Annotated in this window: 16 protein-coding genes and 1 pseudogene; 11 read left to right on the forward strand and 6 right to left on the reverse strand. The window is 62.4% G+C overall.

Annotated elements, in window-relative coordinates; translation table 11 throughout:
• Window positions 1–86 precede the first annotated feature (86 nt).
• The 3 genes from AB0O81_RS08420 (at window position 87) to AB0O81_RS08430 (ending at window position 3,301) form a co-directional block, all read left to right on the forward strand.
• Window positions 87–1,637: an aldehyde dehydrogenase family protein gene (locus AB0O81_RS08420; RefSeq protein WP_363583179.1), complete on the forward strand. Its 1,551-nt coding sequence runs from the start codon at window positions 87–89 to the stop codon at window positions 1,635–1,637.
• 90 nt (window positions 1,638–1,727) lie between these two features.
• Window positions 1,728–2,114 carry a DUF779 domain-containing protein gene (locus AB0O81_RS08425; protein WP_363583181.1) on the forward strand — a complete coding sequence of 129 codons (387 nt, stop codon included), beginning with the start codon at window positions 1,728–1,730 and terminating at the stop codon, window positions 2,112–2,114.
• Window positions 2,115–2,221: 107 nt separating this feature from the next.
• The gene (locus AB0O81_RS08430) at window positions 2,222–3,301 is read left to right on the forward strand and encodes a mechanosensitive ion channel domain-containing protein (RefSeq protein WP_363583183.1); all 1,080 of its coding nucleotides are present in this window, start codon (window positions 2,222–2,224) and stop codon (window positions 3,299–3,301) included.
• Window positions 3,302–3,323: 22 nt separating this feature from the next.
• Here the strand turns inward: AB0O81_RS08430 and AB0O81_RS08435 are convergent, their stop codons facing one another.
• Window positions 3,324–4,520 (reverse strand): hypothetical protein, encoded by a 1,197-nt coding sequence (locus tag AB0O81_RS08435; RefSeq protein ID WP_363583185.1) that lies wholly within the window; start codon window positions 4,518–4,520, stop codon window positions 3,324–3,326.
• Window positions 4,521–4,734: 214 nt separating this feature from the next.
• On the opposite strand from AB0O81_RS08435, the gene AB0O81_RS08440 reads away from it, so the two are divergent.
• From AB0O81_RS08440 to rplI, 6 genes are all read left to right on the forward strand, one after another.
• Window positions 4,735–5,937: an acyl-CoA dehydrogenase family protein gene (locus AB0O81_RS08440; RefSeq protein ID WP_363583187.1), complete on the forward strand. Its 1,203-nt coding sequence runs from the start codon at window positions 4,735–4,737 to the stop codon at window positions 5,935–5,937.
• Window positions 5,934–7,070 carry a CoA transferase gene (locus tag AB0O81_RS08445; protein ID WP_363583189.1) on the forward strand — a complete coding sequence of 379 codons (1,137 nt, stop codon included), beginning with the start codon at window positions 5,934–5,936 and terminating at the stop codon, window positions 7,068–7,070. The genes AB0O81_RS08440 and AB0O81_RS08445 overlap by 4 nt, the downstream gene beginning before the upstream one ends.
• 150 nt (window positions 7,071–7,220) lie before the next feature.
• Window positions 7,221–7,604 (forward strand): 30S ribosomal protein S6, encoded by a 384-nt coding sequence (gene rpsF, locus AB0O81_RS08450; protein WP_363583191.1) that lies wholly within the window; start codon window positions 7,221–7,223, stop codon window positions 7,602–7,604.
• A gap of 5 nt (window positions 7,605–7,609) precedes the next feature.
• Window positions 7,610–8,128, forward strand: a complete 519-nt coding sequence (locus tag AB0O81_RS08455) for a single-stranded DNA-binding protein (protein ID WP_363583193.1) — start codon at window positions 7,610–7,612, stop codon at window positions 8,126–8,128.
• Window positions 8,129–8,160: 32 nt separating this feature from the next.
• Entirely contained in the window at window positions 8,161–8,415 is a 255-nt protein-coding gene (rpsR, locus tag AB0O81_RS08460; RefSeq protein ID WP_337336662.1) for a 30S ribosomal protein S18, read from the forward strand.
• Between the two features lie 10 nt (window positions 8,416–8,425).
• Entirely contained in the window at window positions 8,426–8,878 is a 453-nt protein-coding gene (rplI, locus tag AB0O81_RS08465; RefSeq protein WP_363583195.1) for a 50S ribosomal protein L9, read from the forward strand.
• Between the two features lie 196 nt (window positions 8,879–9,074).
• Here rplI and AB0O81_RS08470 read toward each other — a convergent pair whose 3' ends face one another.
• Both AB0O81_RS08470 and AB0O81_RS08475 read right to left on the reverse strand, forming a co-directional pair.
• Window positions 9,075–10,430: a chaplin family protein gene (locus AB0O81_RS08470; RefSeq protein WP_363583197.1), complete on the reverse strand. Its 1,356-nt coding sequence runs from the start codon at window positions 10,428–10,430 to the stop codon at window positions 9,075–9,077.
• A gap of 99 nt (window positions 10,431–10,529) precedes the next feature.
• Window positions 10,530–11,708, reverse strand: coding sequence for a hypothetical protein (locus AB0O81_RS08475; RefSeq protein WP_363583199.1), 1,179 nt, complete (start codon window positions 11,706–11,708; stop codon window positions 10,530–10,532).
• A gap of 477 nt (window positions 11,709–12,185) precedes the next feature.
• On the opposite strand from AB0O81_RS08475, the gene dnaB reads away from it, so the two are divergent.
• Window positions 12,186–13,559: a replicative DNA helicase gene (gene dnaB, locus AB0O81_RS08480; protein WP_337336658.1), complete on the forward strand. Its 1,374-nt coding sequence runs from the start codon at window positions 12,186–12,188 to the stop codon at window positions 13,557–13,559.
• Between the two features lie 320 nt (window positions 13,560–13,879).
• Here the strand turns inward: dnaB and AB0O81_RS08485 are convergent, their stop codons facing one another.
• Both AB0O81_RS08485 and AB0O81_RS08490 read right to left on the reverse strand, forming a co-directional pair.
• Window positions 13,880–15,955 carry an AIPR family protein gene (locus AB0O81_RS08485; protein ID WP_363583202.1) on the reverse strand — a complete coding sequence of 692 codons (2,076 nt, stop codon included), beginning with the start codon at window positions 15,953–15,955 and terminating at the stop codon, window positions 13,880–13,882.
• Window positions 15,952–16,134: pseudogene (locus AB0O81_RS08490) on the reverse strand (PD-(D/E)XK motif protein); the annotation flags it as partial. The pseudogene AB0O81_RS08490 and the gene AB0O81_RS08485, both read right to left, overlap by 4 nt.
• A 71-nt stretch (window positions 16,135–16,205) precedes the next feature.
• Here AB0O81_RS08490 and AB0O81_RS08495 point away from each other — a divergent pair.
• Complete coding sequence (locus AB0O81_RS08495) at window positions 16,206–17,306, forward strand: LysR family transcriptional regulator (protein ID WP_363583204.1); 1,101 nt, start codon at window positions 16,206–16,208, stop codon at window positions 17,304–17,306.
• On the opposite strand, the gene AB0O81_RS08500 is transcribed toward AB0O81_RS08495, so the two are convergent.
• Window positions 17,260–17,544 carry a helix-turn-helix transcriptional regulator gene (locus AB0O81_RS08500; RefSeq protein ID WP_363583206.1) on the reverse strand — a complete coding sequence of 95 codons (285 nt, stop codon included), beginning with the start codon at window positions 17,542–17,544 and terminating at the stop codon, window positions 17,260–17,262. The genes AB0O81_RS08495 and AB0O81_RS08500 overlap by 47 nt on opposite strands.
• Between the last annotated feature and the right edge of the window lie 157 nt (window positions 17,545–17,701).

The following is a 17,701-nucleotide window of genomic DNA, read 5'->3' on the forward strand; positions in this document are numbered from 1 at the left end:
CTGTGTGCAACTCGATGCAACGTTGCGTCACCTAACGTCGACGCCACGCGACACTGAGGTCGCGCACCCGTCGAAGGAGACCAGCTATGACCATCGTCGAAGAAGGCGTTTCGAGCATCTACGCCGCTCCCAATACTCGCGGAGCAGTCGCCGACTACCGCCCCCGCTACGGCCACTACATTGGTGGCGAGTTTGTTGAGCCGATCAAGGGGGAGTACTTCGAGAACCTTTCACCCGTCAACGGAAAGCCGTTCACCGAAGTCGGCCGCGGCACCGTGGAAGACATCGACCGGGCGGTCGATGTCGCCTGGAAGGCTTTTGAGTCATGGAAGCGCACGACCGCAGCCGACCGCGCCAACATTCTCAACAAGATCGCCGACCGCATCGAAGCCAACCTAGAAGCCATCGCGGTCGCAGAAACCTGGGACAACGGCAAGCCCGTTCGAGAGACTCTTGCCGCAGATATCCCGCTCGTTGTTGACCACTTCCGCTATTTCGCGGGTGTGCTGCGTGCGCAGGAGGGGTCACTGAGTCAGATCGATGAAGACACCGTTGCGTACCACTTCAACGAGCCCTTGGGTGTGGTGGGGCAGATCATTCCCTGGAACTTCCCGATTCTGATGGCCACGTGGAAGCTCGCCCCGGCGCTCGCCGCAGGCAATTGCGTCGTGCTGAAGCCTGCCGAACAGACGCCAGCATCCATCCTCTTCTTGTTCGACATCATTGGTGATTTGCTTCCGGCCGGCGTCGTCAACATCGTCAACGGTTTCGGCATCGAAGCGGGTGCGCCCCTTGCGCAGCACAAGCGCATTCGCAAGATCGCTTTCACGGGCGAAACCACGACGGGTCGCCTCATCATGCAGTACGCGTCGCAGAATCTGATTCCGGTCACCCTCGAGCTGGGGGGAAAGAGTGCCAACGTCTTCTTCGACGACGTCGCTCGCGATACCGGTGATGACTACTACGACAAGGCCCTCGAAGGGTTCGCGCTCTTCGCGCTCAATCAAGGTGAAGTGTGCACGTGCCCCTCGCGAGCACTGATTCAGAAGTCAATGTACGACCAGTTCTTGGGCGACGGCCTTGACCGTGTCTCGAAGATCATTCAAGGAAACCCGCTCGACCCTGCCACGATGATCGGTGCGCAGGCCTCGAACGATCAGCTCGAGAAGATTATGAGCTACATCGACATCGGCAAACAAGAAGGAGCCAAGCTGCTCGCCGGTGGTGAGCGAGTCGACCTCGGCGGTGACCTCAGCGAGGGGTACTACTTCGCACCGACAGTGTTCGAAGGCCAGAACAGCATGCGCATCTTCCAAGAAGAGATCTTCGGGCCCGTCGTCTCGGTCACGAGCTTCGACAGCTTCGACGATGGCATCGCGACCGCCAACGACACGCTCTACGGACTGGGCGCCGGGGTGTGGAGTCGCTCGGGTGACACCGCCTATCGCGCGGGTCGTCAGATCGAAGCCGGACGCGTATGGACGAACACCTATCACCAGTACCCCGCGCACGCGGCGTTCGGCGGCTACAAGCAGTCAGGAATCGGCCGCGAGAACCACCTGAAGATGCTCGACCACTACCAGCAGACGAAGAACCTGCTGGTGTCGTACTCCGAGGGTGCGATGGGCTTCTTCTAAACCGGCCGCCGGTGGCATGGCTCCGTCCGAGCGACGCAGTCATGCCACCTATCCCTTCACTCAACACCGCCATCCAACTTGGAGCTTGAGATGACCACGCACCATCGAGTCGAAGTGAGCGATGCGGCAGCATCTCTTCTTCGTGAACTCACCATCCAGCACGGGCCGCTCATGTTTCACCAGTCGGGGGGATGCTGCGACGGTTCCGCACCCATGTGCTATCCCGTCGGTATGTTCATTACCGGTCCGAGCGACGTGCACCTCGACGCTCTCGATGTCGGCGTTGACGATCCGATCGATGTCTTCATTTCTGAGGCGCAGTTCGAGTACTGGAAGTACACCCATCTGACGATTGACGTTGTGCCAGGACGAGGCGCAGGTTTTAGTGTCGAGGGCCCGACAGGCAAACGCTTCATTGTGAGATCACGGATGCTGAATGAGGCCGAGCTGCGGCATTTCGGCCTCGCTCCGGCCTAAACTGGCGCCGACACCGCACCTTTGGGTTTGCTCCGCATCACCGCGAGAGTTTGCGCTCCCCCCGGGGGGATTGCCTAGCGTGGTGATCTGGCACGAGGGAGGAGCCGGTGGACATCGACTTGATAGACGACGCTGCAGAAGCATCGACATGGATGGATTGGGCGATCCTGCTGGCGATCCTGATGGGGTTCGTTATCGCGATCTCGGTGGCGACATCCATCACCCTCGCTCTGATCGGACGACGCAAGGCCTGGCCCGCGGAGTTCAGCGCCCGAGTTCGCTGGCCGTTTCGCACAACGCTATTCCTGCTCGCCCTGGCGGTGTCGACGGTAGCTCTGCCTATCGACGAGGCATGGGATGCAGCGATTGTGCATGCCATCGTCATCGCGATCATCATCTCAGGCGCGTGGTTGCTGGCCCAGATCTTCTTGTTCTTCGTCGATTCGGGCTCTCGCCGCTACCGACTTGAAGACAGCGACACCACTACCGCGCAAAAAATCCGTACGCAGTTGCAGATCATTCGCCGTCTTGTCATCGTTGTGATCATCACGATCGCGCTGGGTGCAATCCTGATGACGTTCGACTCGGTGCGTGCAATCGGCGCCAGTGTGCTGGCTTCGGCCGGAATCGCATCGGTCGTCGCAGGTCTTGCCGCACAGTCCGTGCTGAGCAACCTCTTCGCTGGCGTGCAACTCGCGTTCAACGAGGCGATTCGTGTCGGCGACGTAGTCGTGGTTCAGGGTGAGTTCGGTCGAATCAAAGAGATCACCCTCAGCTATGTCGTGCTCGAACTGTGGGACCAGCGCACCCTTGTGTTGCCCTGCACCTACTTCACGACGACTCCATTCGAGAACTGGACGAAAAACGGCAAGGAGCTGCTCGGCACCGTCTACTTCGATCTTGATTGGCGGGTCTCGGTTGATGACATGCGGGTAGAGCTAGAGCGCCTGCTCGGCGAGACCGACCTGTGGGACGGCATGTCGCAGGGTGTGCAGGTCACTGACGCGGTCGGTGGGGTTCTGCAAGTGCGCATTGTCGTGAGCGCGCGCGACTCGGGGGCGCTGTGGGATCTGCGTTGCATGGTGCGAGAAGAGCTCGCCGCTTGGGTGCGCCGCGAGTCTCCCAATGCCATGCCGCTGCGCCGCGTGCACTTCGATGCGCCGGTTGAGGCGCCAGCCGAAGCCTGATCGCTTCGTGGTGAATGCGGGCCTATTGCAGCAGAAAGAATCCGCCCGCGATCATTTGCACGAACCAGAGCAGCACAAATACGCCCGCAATAACGAAGGCGATCCACCGACCGCGACGCGCTAGCCGCTTGCCGGGCGCTGCGACCCCCGGGGGCGGACGAAGCGGGTCAAGCGGTGGGGCGAATGGCACGGCGTCATGGGCGGCGCCGGTGCTCGTGCTCGCGGCATCAGGCGCGGCGCCGGTAGGCAGTGCGGCGGCACCGGCAGCAGCATCCGTTCTCAATCGATCGTCACGCCAGCGCGCCCACTGCGCGAGTTTGTCGAGCAGGGCGCCGACCACCGAGAACAGCCATGCCCAGGTTGCTGCATCGAGGGTGGAGAAGTCGCGCTTCGCGTAAAGAAACAGCCAATCGTCAACGATCTCAACGTCGAGAGCCGCGGCGTTGTCGATGAAGCGGGCCATGATGTCGGGGGTGAAGAGATAGAGCGCGTCGCGTTCGTAGCCACCCGGGCAGTAGAGCGAGAAGTACCGGTCGAAGTCACCCTCGAGGCTCAGCCGCTGATCCTTGGCGAAAGATGTCGGCAGGTTTGAACCGAACAGCGCGTTGTTTCCGAGCGCATCGAGCACGATGTGCGGCAACGGCACGTCGAGTTTGACGGCGACGTAGCCCCACTGATGGGTGGTGCGGTTCTTGCCCGATCCAGTCATATAGCGATAGTTCGCGAACTCAACGAAGCGAGGTTGAACGCCTCGAACGAGGTCTCTCGATGCTCGCGAGGAACCCTGGTTGAAGATCATGCCTGGCAGCCCGGGATTCGCAAGGTACGGCTCATACGTCATCGCGTTCGCGCGAGCGAAATGGTCGAGCCGGTACATGCGCGCGGCTCCCGCGGGCCCGCGGCGCACGAAGATCACCACGACAACCGCCGCGGCGACGCCAATGAACAAAATCGGCACCAGCAGAGCGAGCAATCCGAGAAGCGCTGCGAGCGGGTCGGTAGACCCGATCACCGCAATGAGGGCTCCACCGAACATGGGAAACAGCACGAAGGTAAACACCACGCCCACCACAACCAGCAGCACTGTTTGACTGGATTTCTTGGGCAGTCGATCGCTTGCCCTCAGGTGCTTCTCAAACGCGCGGGCGGCGTTGCCGTCGACGGGCTCAGTCAACGGCGCCGTGTGGAACGGATAGTGCGGCGGTGCGGCAGCGCTCATCACGCGATCGTGGCCCACTGCGTAGTGGCGCGCCAGCCGCCTGCGGAGGTATCGGCCGTCCGTTGCATGGCTTCACGCTACCGGTGGGCGCCCCCGTCGTTCGTGATTCAGTCTGGAAGGTGCTGATTTGCAGCCTCACGCAGCAGCGAGCGACGCGGTGAGGCAAGATCAAGGTGAGCGCGTTGCACCGCGCGTCGAACTCAAGGAGGAGCGTATGCCGACGGTGACCCCGCGAGATCCCGACAACCTCGAAGCGCTGCGCGACGCCTCTGATGTGCTTGGACTTGATGCGCTACTCAGTGACCACGAGCGTGCTACGCGCGACCGAGTGCGAGCGTTCGTCGATGCCGAGATACGCCCAAACATCGCTGACTGGTTTGACCGGGCGTATTTTCCGGCAGAGGTTGCCCTCGAGTTCGGCAAGCTCGGTGTGCTGGGCATGCATCTCGATGGCTACGGCTGCCCCGGGCGCTCCGCTGTTGAATATGGGCTGGCCGCGCTAGAACTCGAAGCAGGCGACTCGGGGCTTCGCACTTTCGTGTCGGTGCAGGGATCGCTGGCGATGGGGTCCATCCATCGGTGGGGAAGCGAAGAGCAGAAGAGCGAATGGCTGCCGCGAATGGCGGCGGGCGAGGTGATCGGCAGTTTCGGTCTCACTGAACCGAGTGCAGGCTCAGACCCGTCGAGCATGAAGACCTTTGCCAGGCGTGACGGTGACGACTGGATTCTCAACGGATCTAAGCGCTGGATCGGCCTCGCGTCGATTGCGCAGCTTGCGGTGGTGTGGGCGCAGACCGACGATGGTGTGCGCGGCTTCATCGTGCCGACCAATGCCCCCGGGTTTCACGTCACCGTGCTCGAACCAAAAGGATCGATGCGTGCGTCGATCCAGACCGAGTTGCACTTCGATGAGGTGCGACTGTCAGCATCCACCCTGCTGCCAGAAGCCAAAGGACTGCGCGGGCCGTTCTCAGCACTCAACGAGGCGCGCTACGGAATCGTTTGGGGTGCGCTGGGCGCTGCGCGCGACAGCTATGAGGCAGCACTTCGTCGCTCACTGGCACGCGAGCAATTCGGTGTACCAATCGCGTCGTTCCAACTCACCCAGCAGAAGCTCGTGAACATGGTGGTTGAACTACAGAAGGGTGCTCTGCTTGCGCTGCACATCGGTCGTGCGAAAGATGCTGGAACCCTCACGCCCACGCAGATTTCACTCGGCAAGCTCAATAACGTGCGCGAAGCCATCGAGATTGCGCGCGAGGCTCGCACCATCCTGGGCGGCGACGGGGTCTTGCTTGAGCACTCCCCCATCCGCCACGCGGCCAACCTCGAGTCAGTGCGCACCTATGAGGGCACCGACGAGGTGCACACTCTGATTTTGGGTCAGCACTTGACCGGAATTGGCGCGTTTTCATGACAGATGCTGCTCATGGCCCACTCGCTGGGCTGGTGGTTGCAGATTTCACCCGTGTGTTGGCCGGACCGTACTGCACGATGTTGCTCGCAGATCTCGGCGCGACCGTTATCAAGATCGAGGGACCTGCGGGCGACGAAACGCGCCACTGGACCCCGCCGCAACACCAGGGTGAGTCGACCTACTATCTCTCGGTCAACCGAGGCAAGCGAGCGATCACTCTCGACCTTGATAACCCGGATGACCTCGCCACCGCGCAACGCATCACTGCCCGTGCCGACGTGATGTTTGAGAACTTCAAGCCGGGTGGTCTCGATCGATTCCGTCTCGACTACGAGGCAGTGAGGTATCAGAACCCGTCGCTCGTCTATGTATCTATCACCGGGTTCGGCGCTGGTTCAGAGCTGCCGGGCTATGACGTGCTTGCGCAGGCACTGTCGGGGCTGATGAGCGTGACGGGCGCGCCAGACGCAGAACCCACGAAATCGGGCGTCGCGATTATTGATGTCGTCACCGGATTGCATGCCGGGCTCGGTGCACTCGCCGCGTTGCGCCACCGCGATGCCACCGGCGAGGGGCAACGCGTCGAGGTGAACCTGATTTCGTCGGCGCTTTCGGCCATGGCCAATCAGTCGGGAGCCTTCGCGCTCGCCGGGGTGATGCCTGTGCGGCTTGGCAACGACCACCCGAGCATTTTTCCGTACGGCCCATTCCCCACCGCAGACGGCACCCTGGTGCTGGCGATTGGCAACGATCGACAGTTCATCGCGCTGTGCGGTGTGATTCAGGCGATGGATGCCGCCACCCACCCGCACTTCGCACGCGCCGCGGACCGCAGCGTCCATCGCGAAGAACTCCGCCCCGTGGTGATTGAGGCGCTGGCGTCGCGTTCGGCGGCGGAGTGGTCCGCGCTACTGAGCGAGGCTGGCGTGCCGTGCGCACCCATTCTGAGTGTGGGCGAAGCATTCGACTGGGCGCGCGATCTGGGCTTGGAGCCTGCGGTTGCATCGGGCGCGGGGGTAACGACGGTTCGCAACCCGATGACCCTGTCGAAGACACCAGCGGCCTACCCGCTTGCGCCGCCCAAGCCTGACGCCGATCGTGCATGGGTTGAGGAGCATCTCGCAGGCGCGTGAACAGAGCGATTCGCTCGCTGGCAGAGCATCCGGTAGTATTGGAGGGTTGTCTGGCTGCACCCCTGCGTGTGGAAGCCCCGACACGTGCAACACACCCTCCTGCTTTCGGGAAATGCCCGGAAGCCGTTCTAGTCCGAAGGAGGTGGGTTAGTGACGCACCAGTACGAGCTCATGGTTATTTTGAACCCCGAGATTGACGAGCGACAGGTCGCTCCAAACCTCGACAAGTTCCTCAAGGTCATCACCAATGGTGGCGGCTCAATTGAGAACGTTGACATCTGGGGTCGCCGCCGGTTGGCATACGAGATCCAGAAGAAGAACGAGGGCATTTACGCCGTCGTCAACTTCACCGCTACCAGCGACGTGACGAACGAACTCGATCGTCAGTTGGGCCTCAACGAGCAGGTCATGCGTACCAAGGTGCTCCGCGCCGAGGAAGCTATCGCAATGATCGCGTCAGAGAAGCAGCGCGCCGACGAGAAGGCAGCCCGCAAGGCTGCTCGCCCCGCCAAGGCCGTCAAGCAGGACGCGTAACGCTGATGGCCGGCGAGACGATCATCACCGTCGTGGGAAACCTCACGGCTGATCCCGAACTGCGTTATACGCAGAACGGACTCCCCGTTGCGAACTTCACGATCGCATCGACGCCGCGCAACTTCGACCGTCAGGCGAACGAGTGGAAGGACGGCGAAGCGCTGTTCCTCCGCGCGAGCGTATGGCGCGAGTTTGCGGAGCACGTCGCGGGCTCGCTGACGAAGGGTTCCCGTGTCATCGCGACCGGTCGCCTGAAGCAGCGTAGCTACGAGACGCGCGAAGGCGAGAAGCGCACGGCAATCGAACTCGAAGTCGACGACATCGGCCCCTCCTTGCGTTACGCGACCGCTCAGGTCACACGCGCAGCTGGTGGCGGCGGCGGTCAGGGCCGACAGGCTCAGGTTGCTGACGAGCCGTGGTCGACGCCTGGTTCCGCAAACGCTGGCGGCAACGCCAACAGCGGCACCAGTGGTGCGGATGCATGGAGTGCTCCCGGCGCCTACGGCGACGACACCCCGTTTTGACACAGATTTCAATTTCTCAGTAAGGAAAAAACATGGCTGGAAAGTCAAGCGGCGACCGCCGCAAGCCGCGGAAGGGCGCGAAGAACGCAGCCCCGGCAAAGCCGACCCGCGTTGGCCTCATCGACTACAAAGATGTCGCCACCCTCCGCAAGTTCGTCTCAGAGCGTGGCAAGATCCGCGCTCGTCGTATCACCGGTGTCTCGGTGCAGGAGCAGCGTCTGATCGCCAAGGCGATCAAGAACGCGCGCGAAATGGCGCTCCTGCCTTACGCCGGCGCTGGCCGCTAAGGAGCACCCGATGGCAAAGCTGATTCTCACGAATGAGGTCACCGGGCTTGGTAGCGCCGGTGACGTAGTCGAGGTCAAGAACGGGTTCGCCCGTAACTACCTCATCCCCCAGGGCTTCGCAGTGGCCTGGACCCGCGGTGGCGAAAAGCAGGTTGCGTCGATTCGCGCCGGCCGTGAAGCCCGTGCGATTCACGACCACGAAGAAGCCGTCGCACTCAAGGATGCCCTTGAGTCCAACAAGGTCAAGCTGTCGGTCAAGGCCGGCAACGAAGGTCGCCTGTTCGGTTCTGTGAAGACCGGGCACGTCGCCGACGCAGTCAAGGCTGCCGGTCTCGGTGACCTCGACAAGCGCAAGATCCAGATCTCGTCGGCGATCAAGGTCGTCGGCGAGCACGAGGCGACGGTCCGTCTTCGCGACGACCTCACCGCTGTGATCACTCTTCAGGTGGTCGCTGCCAAGTAGCAGTGACCCCTCGATCCTCGGATCGAACCAGATGCCGCAGCCCTACGGGTCTGCGGCATCTGTCGTTAACGTGTGTGCTCGCCTCAGCGCTCGACAAATCCCGTAGGTGGACCAGTCCAGGCACGACCTGACCCACCTACGGGAAACTGTGAAGTTGTGCGGGAGGGCGGTGGCTTGGGTGGCCCTCCCGCAGAGCTCACGCGGAGCGGCGCCGTGACACGAGTGCTGCCACGCCGAGCATTAAGAGCAGCAGACTCGTCAGCAGCGCGGGAAGCACCCCCGTCCCTCCGGTTACGGCGAGCGGAGTGGCGGCGGATGCCGCCACCGCACCAGTCACCGTGGTCACGGTGTCGGTTCCGGTCGCGCCGTTGGTTCCGTTGGTTCCGTTGGTTCCGTCAGTTCCGTTGGTTCCGTCCGTACCGTCTGAGCCGCCAGGCGTCACCATGGAGTCGCCGATGATCGAAACGGCGTTGCCGCCGATCGTGACGGGCAGCGTGATCGGTGCGATCACCTGGAGACCGCCGAGGATGCTTCCTGCACCGCTCGTCGTTCCGGCGGTAGACCCGCCCGTCACAGGGGCGCCTGTGGCGCCTGAGGACTGGCTGTCTCCGATGACCGAGATAGCGTTGCCGACCACGCTGATCGGTGCGGTGATCGGGGCGACGACATGCGTGCCGCCGAGGATGGAGTCCTCACCGTTGGTCCAGCCGTCAACCTCAGAACCTGCGACGCCGGCAGCAGCAGCCGATCCCGAACCCGACGTGCCGCCGGTGGATGAGCTGTCGCCGACGACGGAGATGGCGTTGCCCGTGACGCTCACCGGGACGGTGACCGGGGCGAGGACTTGCGTGCCGCCGGCGATGGAGTCCTCACCGTTGGTGGTGGCGACAGTCTCGGAACCTGAGTCGCTGACTGCGGCATCCGATCCCGTACTTGAGGCGCCGGTGGACTGGCTGTCACCGATGACCGATATGGCGTTGCCCGAGACTGAGATCGGGGCGTCGACCGAGACGATGGCCTGCGTGCCCGAGAGCACGCCATCCTCGCCCGAGGTGTGAGCTTCGCTCGCCGGAGCGGACTCCGCTTCGTTCGCCTCACCAGATTCCTCGGCACTCGAAGCGCCGTCAGTCGGCGCCTCGTCAGCCGAGCCGTCAGCGGGCGCCGACTCGGATGAGCTGTCTCCGACGAGCGATACGGCGTTGTTTTCGACGATGACGGGAACGCTGACGCTCACGATGGCTTGTGTGCCCGAGAGCACTCCGTCGAGTCCGTCGGTGACAGTGACGTTCGGCTGGGGTGCCGGCGCGCTGGCCGGTTCCGAAGCCGACTCGTTCGTGGCCTCTGCGGTGTGCTGCGAGGTGGAGTCGCCGACGACCGACGCGGCGTTGCCGCCTACGGTCACCGGGAGGGTGACGTCGATGAGGGCTTGCGAGCCCGAGGCGACGCCGTCCTCTCCTGATGTCTCGGCCGCCTGTGCGACCGTGGCGCCGAACAGCGTGATGCCGCCGGCGACCAGCGTGCCCAGCAGGGCACGCGAAATGAAAGTACGCATAATGTGTCTCCTTTGAAGACTGATCGATTGGTGCGCGCGGCGAAGGCGCGCGAAAGCCGCTGCGTGTCGCGCGTATAACAAAGCGCGACAGCGGCGTGATCAGTCGGGAGAGACGTCGGTGCTGCCGACAGGTGCCACCGGCGCGTGCTCGTCTGCTGGTCCAGCGCGTCGCACCCAGGCACGGTGAGCGACGAGCGGAATCAGGGCGAGCAACGCCCAGGCACCAGAACCCGCACCAGTGGGTCCTGCGGAAGAAACTGTCGATACGCAGAGTCCAGGCGTCGACGGCGAGTTTGCGGGCGCGAGTGCGCCTCGAGCAAGGGAGATGACGGATGCGACGACCTGGCCGGCCGCGTACCGGAATTGCGCCGCGAGCGCACCATCTGATGCCCACGACAGGGGCGTCGCTTCGGCAAAGCGCGCGAGCAACGCGGCCGCTGCGAGCTGAGAAGTGGACAGGGTCGGGGCGATAGATGGCGCCGACGCGTGTCCCGGAGCGCCGTCAGGCGAGGCGGGGACTGTCGGGGTACCCGGAAAGCCGGGGAGAGCGGGGAGCGACGGGAACACCACACCGGGGCCCGTGGTGGGCGGCGTGGTCGGGCGCGTGGGCAACACGCCGTCGACGGTCGTCTCAGCCGTATCGACGGTCTCGACGAGCGTCCGGTCGACGGTCTGCGTCACGTCGGTGAGGGTTCCGGGGACATCGGCCACGGCATCGTCCAGCCCGGTGACGATATCGTCGACGCCCAGTTCGGTGACGATTTCACCGATGATCGGGACTTCCTTGACCGTTTCGACAACCGGCTCCGTCACCGTTTCGACGACCTTCGCGACGGGCTTCGTGACGGTCTCGACAACTTTGATGACGGGCTTGGCGGCCTTCTCGACGACGCCCTTGTCGACGACTTCGGCGACCGGCGCGGTGGCCGTCTGCACCACCTTCTTGACCGGTTCGACCGCCTTCTTGACGCGCTCGGCTACCTTCTGCACGGGAGCCTTGACCGGCTCGGAAGCCTTCTCGACGACCTCATCGACGACGTCGATCACCGTCGCGGCGGCGCTTTTCACCGTCGTGGTCGCGCTGGAGCCGGTCTTGTCGACCAACCCGGTGACGGCACCCAGAACGCTGCGTTCGTCGTCGGATTCGTCAGCGGGGTGTGAGGCGGCCGATCCGAGACCGAGAGTGAGGGAGAGGCCCAACCAGGCGAATGCGACACCGGCGCCGATGAGCGCGAGTCGGGGCAGATTGCCCAGACGGTGTGTAGCTACGGTGTCCATTTCACCTCCCACGACTGATCACGTCGACGAAAAAACGTCACGTCCATCCGGATGGGTGAACGCTTGAGGGTGCCTGGAGCACTCAACCTACTGATCTGCGCACGCCGCGTCTATAGGAAAGTCAAAAAAGTGCGCATTTCGCGTGATTCCGCGGGAGTGGATGGCTTCGAAGTTGTGCACAGGAAGCGCTAGCATCCACAACCTTCAAGTCCGGCTTCAACCGACAAGTCCTCCACAGGGTGTGGAAACACAAAAACCAGATCAGATCATATTTAATTGTCGCAATCCATGGTTCAAGCGGAATCTATCCACAGATGTTGTGCACAGGCTATGCGGCGTTTCGCGCAGGCTTTCCACATAGTTATCCACAGGCCATGTTGCGTGTGTCCGAACCCGTCCTTAGCGTTGGGGGCGGTCCTCTCGAATGTCGCGTTGAGGACTACCCAATACCCGGTCGATGTGGAGGACGCTGCACCTATGTCGATTGCGGACATCTCCGAGGATCGCCTCGGCAAGCCTCGGGACTTCGAGAGGACTCCGCCCCACGACGTTCTCGCAGAACAAAGCACGCTCGGCGGCATGCTGCTGTCGAAAGACGCCGTCGCCGACGTGATCGAGTCACTGCGCGGTACGGATTTCTACATACCGAAACACGAGCTGATCTTTGAAGCCGTGTTGACGCTGTACTCGCATGGAGAGCCCACCGACGTGGTCGCCGTCACCGACGAGTTGATCAAAACGGGCGAGCTGCAGCGTGCTGGTGGCGCCGACTACCTCCACACCCTCACATCGATCGTGCCGACCGCAGCGAATGCGGGTTACTACGCGTCCATTGTGTCGGAGCGGGCTCTGCTGCGTCGTCTTGTCGACGCAGGCACCCGCATCGTGCAGTTGGGCTACTCGGGCGAAGGCGAAGCCCTCGACCTGGTCAATAACGCACAGGCCGAGATCTACTCGGTCAACGGCGCGGAGGCGACCGAAGACTACGTGCCACTGACCACTGCCGTCGACGCTGCAGTCGAAGAGATCGAAGCGGCTCGTGGTCGCGATGGCCAGATGACGGGAATTCCGACTGGTTTCTCGGGGCTGGACCAGCTCACCAACGGTTTGCACCCTGGCCAGATGATCATCATCGCCGCTCGTCCGGCGATGGGTAAGTCGACGCTGGCGCTGGATTTCGCTCGTTCGTCGGCGATCGCCAACAACATGCCCACGATCGTTTTCTCTCTCGAGATGGGGCGAAGCGAGATCGCGATGCGTTTGATGAGTGCCGAGGGATCAATCCCACTGCAGTCAATGCGCAAGGGCACGCTCGATTCGCGCGATTGGACGACCATCGCCTCCACCCGCGGCCGAATCAATGATGCGCCGCTGTATATCGACGACTCCCCCAATATGACTCTGGTTGAAATCCGTGCCAAGTGCCGTCGGCTCAAGCAGCGGGTCGGCTTGAAGATGGTCATCATCGACTACTTGCAGCTGATGACCAGCGGCAAACGAGTTGAATCGCGCCAGCAAGAGGTATCGGAGTTCTCGCGTGCGCTCAAGCTGCTCGCTAAAGAACTTGGCGTACCGGTCGTCGCACTGTCGCAGCTAAACCGTGGTGCCGAGCAACGCTCGGACAAGAAGCCGGCGCTGAGCGACCTTCGTGAGTCAGGCTCGATCGAGCAGGATGCTGACATGGTGGTGTTGCTCCACCGCGAAGCGGCCTACGAGAAAGATAGTCCTCGCGCTGGCGAGGCCGACCTGATCATCGCTAAGCACCGAAACGGCCCTACCGACACACTTACCGTGGCGTTCCAGGGCCACTTCTCGCGATTCACCGACATGGCCCCGGGCGACTTCGGGTAGAAATGTAGGTTTTTTTTGAAGTTGTCCATTTCCCAGATGAAATGTCCACGCGGTGTCCACATGGACATTTCGGCGGGGCGGGCCGCGAACTTCCATCGGCCAATATTGTCCTGTTGACGAGAGCACGAGCGGTCGGGTTCGAGTGCTGACGGATGGTGGCAACCTGTGTCTGTGACAGGTGCGCTGGAGCGGAGAACAGAGCCAACTTCTTTTGCGGACCCCGGCGAGGCCACCTCTGCTTGCCGCACGCAAGATGCTTGTATCGAGTCGTTTGGACCTGAGCTTGAGTGTCTCAAGCCGGTGGACTAGGTGCGATGGCCTTAGAAGGACCCCCGAGCGATTGTTCCGCCATCCGCCATGCGCTCTAGTAGTCCCAGCAACGCGCTTGCCTGTTTTTCGCTCGGCACCCCGCCGGTTTTCAGGCCGAACAATTGTAAAAGGTCGCTCTCGAGGGGTGAAAGGTGACCGGATTGATGGACGGATGTCCACGTGGCGCGAGGAACCGTCATGACCCTTCTGATGTTCTCAATGCCCGTGTCCATGACGCGCAGCTTGCGATCCTCGCGGGTAGATGCGCGAGCGTCGTCCGCGCTGACAAGAGTCATACGGACGGTCCCTGGTAGCTGAAGGTGAACCTTGGAGAACCGATCCCAACATGCTTGCTGTTTCGCCCACTGCGTCACGTTTGCCTGCGGCCGGCTGTCGTCCGTCAGGTTCAATTGGGCCGCCTGCGCGACGTTCAACAGAGCATTCAGCGTGCTCTCATCGATCGCCTGGCTCTGCCAAATGCGGCTGAAGTCGTACTTTGCGCCGTCGAACTGAGTTTCGATCTGCAGAGCAAACCTTGCGATCGCATAAGCGACGATGTTCGCGAGGTATCCCGGTGCTGAGGTGTACCAGGACTCTTTCAGCACGGCCGACCGCAGTTGCTCATACATGATCGCCTTGCCGACATTGTTGACGAAGTATCCATCGCCGAACTGCGCGTCATCTGACTCCCACTGCTTGTCGACAGCGAGTGCGTAGTCTGCGAAGACACTCTGGGCACCCTTGCTTACCAGATGCGGCTTCTTCCCCCAGCAGTACGCGTACTTTGCCCAGTCCGTCTTAGTGATCCGTTGTGGCTTGGGGTACTCGAGTTCAAACTTCTTCTGCTCAGCCAGCGCACCTCGTGCTGCGCGATCGTTCTCCCATTGCCCACGCGCCCGCTCGTAGTACCATCCCGATCGGTATTGCTGGCCTTCCTTCGCCGGCGCCCGCAGGCGGCGGCTGATCTGCTCCATGCGAACGTGAAAGGCATGAGTCGAGAAGAGGTCGGCACCGCTGATCCGATTCTGGCTGTTGGCGTATTTCGCAACCGCGTGGACAACGTCGGAAGCCTCATTCGGGTCGACCACGACCAGCTTCATTTGGACGGAGACGCCGTCAACCGTGCGCTCCTTGCTCGCCCTGAGGTAGTGCGCAATCGATGCCGTGGTCTGCCCACCGTTGACTATCTGCCACCCTCTGATCAATTTGAGGAAGGTGCCGCGTCGGACGGTGTCGACTTCGACGTCGACGGCGGTAGTGGTGAGGCCGTTGTTGAACGCCAGAAATCGATCCGGGGCATCGCGCAACGTCTCCTGGATACCACGGTTCACCGCTCCGCGCGCGCTGAGGAAGGTGCGGACATTCGATTCAAGCAACAGGCTGCCGTGCTCCTCAAACACGTCGGCCAGCACTCGCGCGGGGAGCACTGCGAGGTAACTCGGCAAAGAGGAATCGTCCGTGCTTGCGATCAGGCAGGGCAACCCGTCGGGCAACCAGCGGGTGAAGTCGATCTCGATGTCTTCGCTGTGCGTCTCAGGCCGAGCGAGTTCGATTATGCGTCGTTGATCCCAGATTTCGAAAGTGGCTCTGATCCCTGCGACGGTGTCGCTTTCGATCGTCCGGATACGCTCGCTCATCTTCCCATCGGTGATGAGTGCGACCCGGATCCTCGAAGCTCCCCCCGACGTGAGCTTGCGGCGAAAATAGTCGGCGTACTCCGCCTCTCTAGAGGACGGTTCGAGGTTCTCGTTGAACCAGCCATCTGAAGCGCTCTCGAGGAACCCTGTCGCCCTACTGAGCGCGTCTTTCGCTTCGGTCAGAGTGAGGGTGGAGTCATCTCCGAAGTAGCGCCCTGCGAGCACGGTCAACGAATCGTCCGTTGCATCCTCGGCATAGCCCAGCAGCTCGAGCTTGCGTCCGCGAGGGCCGCGGCATTGCAGTGCCTCGACATTCAAGTCGAATATCTGCTCGGCATCCTCGAGTCGCCGCGCAAAAACCCGAGCAAACGCCTCGATCTCGAAATCCGTTGAACCCGCGGTTTCGATTTTGATCTCATTGCGGAGTTCGAGCACTTGTTCGTCCGTCACGGCATCACCTCGAGATCGTCGAACCCGGCCGCGAACGCCGTCAGCGAATCGAGTCGGAGTGAGTAAGCCACTTTCAGCACTCCGGGAGGGATAGCGTCGTCGCCAATACGGGGAAACTCGTCGGTGACAACGAATCGAAGCCAATCGCCTGTAACGAATCGCCATTGTTCGTAGTACTCATCGGCGGGGTCGAGACCGAGGCCGCCAGGTCAGTCACGTGATGCGCTCCCTCGGGCGAAACGGACCGGAGGTGGACACCATTCGAGCGATCGCGCGGCTCGCCGCGTTTATGGACGAGCAATCCACGCCGATCGACTTCGCGCGTCGCCGGTCTCTCGACTATGCAGGCATCTTGCCGCGCGACGAATGGGTCGAGATCTGTCGGGCTGAGAACGTGAAGCCAGGTGGTGATCGGCGCTGGCAGTCCGCCCGCGCACATCTCTATGCGCTCGTGAGTGGCAACAGGCTGTCGCGCGCGCCGTTCGCCGAGGAGCGGGGGTTCCCTTCCTTCGCAGAGCTGGGTCAGTTTCGGTCGGGGCTGCCGGGGGCGGTCGCGGAGGCACTTGCGTCATCTGCTGGTGACTTTCTCCGAGCGCTTGGCGTGGACGAGCCTGTTTCGTGGCTGCCCGCGCCTGAGGTTGTGGGCCGTCTGGCCGATGTCGCCGACGCAGGCGAGAGGAGCTGGGCGACGGCTCGGCCCGCCCGCGCCGCGGTGATGCCTGCGCGAGCGGTCGCTGCATACTCGGCCGGTGTGTCGGTACGCGAGATCGCGATCAAGCACGGAGTCGCGCGGCAGACCGCCGGTCGAGTGCTCGCCGACGAGGGAGTCGAAACGCGTCGTGGACGGCGGCGGACGGTGATTGATCCGGAGTGGCTGCGTCGGCGACATCTCGACGACCGCCACACGATCCCCGAGATCGCGGTGGAGTTGGGAGTGACGATGACAACCATCAATCGTCACCTCGAGACCGCAGGCATCCCGCGACGTGCTCGCGGAGCCGCAAGTAGAGCAACGGCCATCCGCATTGATCCGCGCGCGGGGAACTCACCGCTGCTGCGCCGGATCCTCGTCGGTCAGGACGCTGCGCAGCGCGCGGAGCGCTTCCTCGTTGTCGCGCGCCATGTCACGATGACGGCCGCTGCTCGAGAGATCGGCGTGACGCTCAGCATTCTCGCCACGCAGATGAAGCGACTCGGCGCCGACGCAGGCGGCTCGCTGATCACACGAGCTCAGCGGGGACAGCCGCTCACGCTCACCGAGCTCGGCGCCGCTGTGCGGCGTGAGCTGCAGGTGGTGCTTGGGCTTAGCGAAGACGTAGGTCGGGAATCTTCGCCGGCAGGATGTCCATGAGCGAGACGCCCAAGGCCTGTGACATAGCGAGCAGCGTACGGATTGTTGGGTTCGCTGGTGTTCCAGGCTTCGACTCGCCCTTCTCGTACTTTTGGTACGTGTAGCGCGTGAGGCCGGAGCGGTACGCGACGTCTTCCTGGCTCAGACCTGCCTCATGGCGGAGGCGGCGAAGATTCGTGGCGAGCTCACCGGCGTAGTCACTCCAGGCCGAGTCCTCGGGTCTGATGCGTTTCGCCACTGATTCAGCGTTTCGAATAGGCCGCGCCAGTATGGCCTATTCGGTATGGCATGTTTGCCACTTCCCGCGAGAACAAACGGGTCAAGGCGCAGTGTCTACGCTCGCACCTAGGATTCAGATATCAGTACCCGACCGGGTAGATGTATTGGAGAGTCTC

Source organism: Microbacterium sp. NPDC076911 (assembly GCF_040687125.1).
GTDB lineage: Bacteria > Actinomycetota > Actinomycetes > Actinomycetales > Microbacteriaceae > Microbacterium.

Coding starts and splice junctions, on each gene's coding strand:
- AB0O81_RS08420 (WP_363583179.1), top strand. CDS start 87: ATGACCATCGTCGAAGAAGGCGTTTCGAGCATCTACGCCGCTCCCAAT.
- AB0O81_RS08425 (WP_363583181.1), top strand. CDS start 1,728: ATGACCACGCACCATCGAGTCGAAGTGAGCGATGCGGCAGCATCTCTT.
- AB0O81_RS08435 (WP_363583185.1), bottom strand. CDS start 4,520: ATGAGCGCTGCCGCACCGCCGCACTATCCGTTCCACACGGCGCCGTTG.
- AB0O81_RS08440 (WP_363583187.1), top strand. CDS start 4,735: ATGCCGACGGTGACCCCGCGAGATCCCGACAACCTCGAAGCGCTGCGC.
- AB0O81_RS08445 (WP_363583189.1), top strand. CDS start 5,934: ATGACAGATGCTGCTCATGGCCCACTCGCTGGGCTGGTGGTTGCAGAT.
- AB0O81_RS08455 (WP_363583193.1), top strand. CDS start 7,610: ATGGCCGGCGAGACGATCATCACCGTCGTGGGAAACCTCACGGCTGAT.
- rpsR (WP_337336662.1), top strand. CDS start 8,161: ATGGCTGGAAAGTCAAGCGGCGACCGCCGCAAGCCGCGGAAGGGCGCG.
- rplI (WP_363583195.1), top strand. CDS start 8,426: ATGGCAAAGCTGATTCTCACGAATGAGGTCACCGGGCTTGGTAGCGCC.
- AB0O81_RS08470 (WP_363583197.1), bottom strand. CDS start 10,430: ATGCGTACTTTCATTTCGCGTGCCCTGCTGGGCACGCTGGTCGCCGGC.
- AB0O81_RS08475 (WP_363583199.1), bottom strand. CDS start 11,708: ATGGACACCGTAGCTACACACCGTCTGGGCAATCTGCCCCGACTCGCG.
- dnaB (WP_337336658.1), top strand. CDS start 12,186: ATGTCGATTGCGGACATCTCCGAGGATCGCCTCGGCAAGCCTCGGGAC.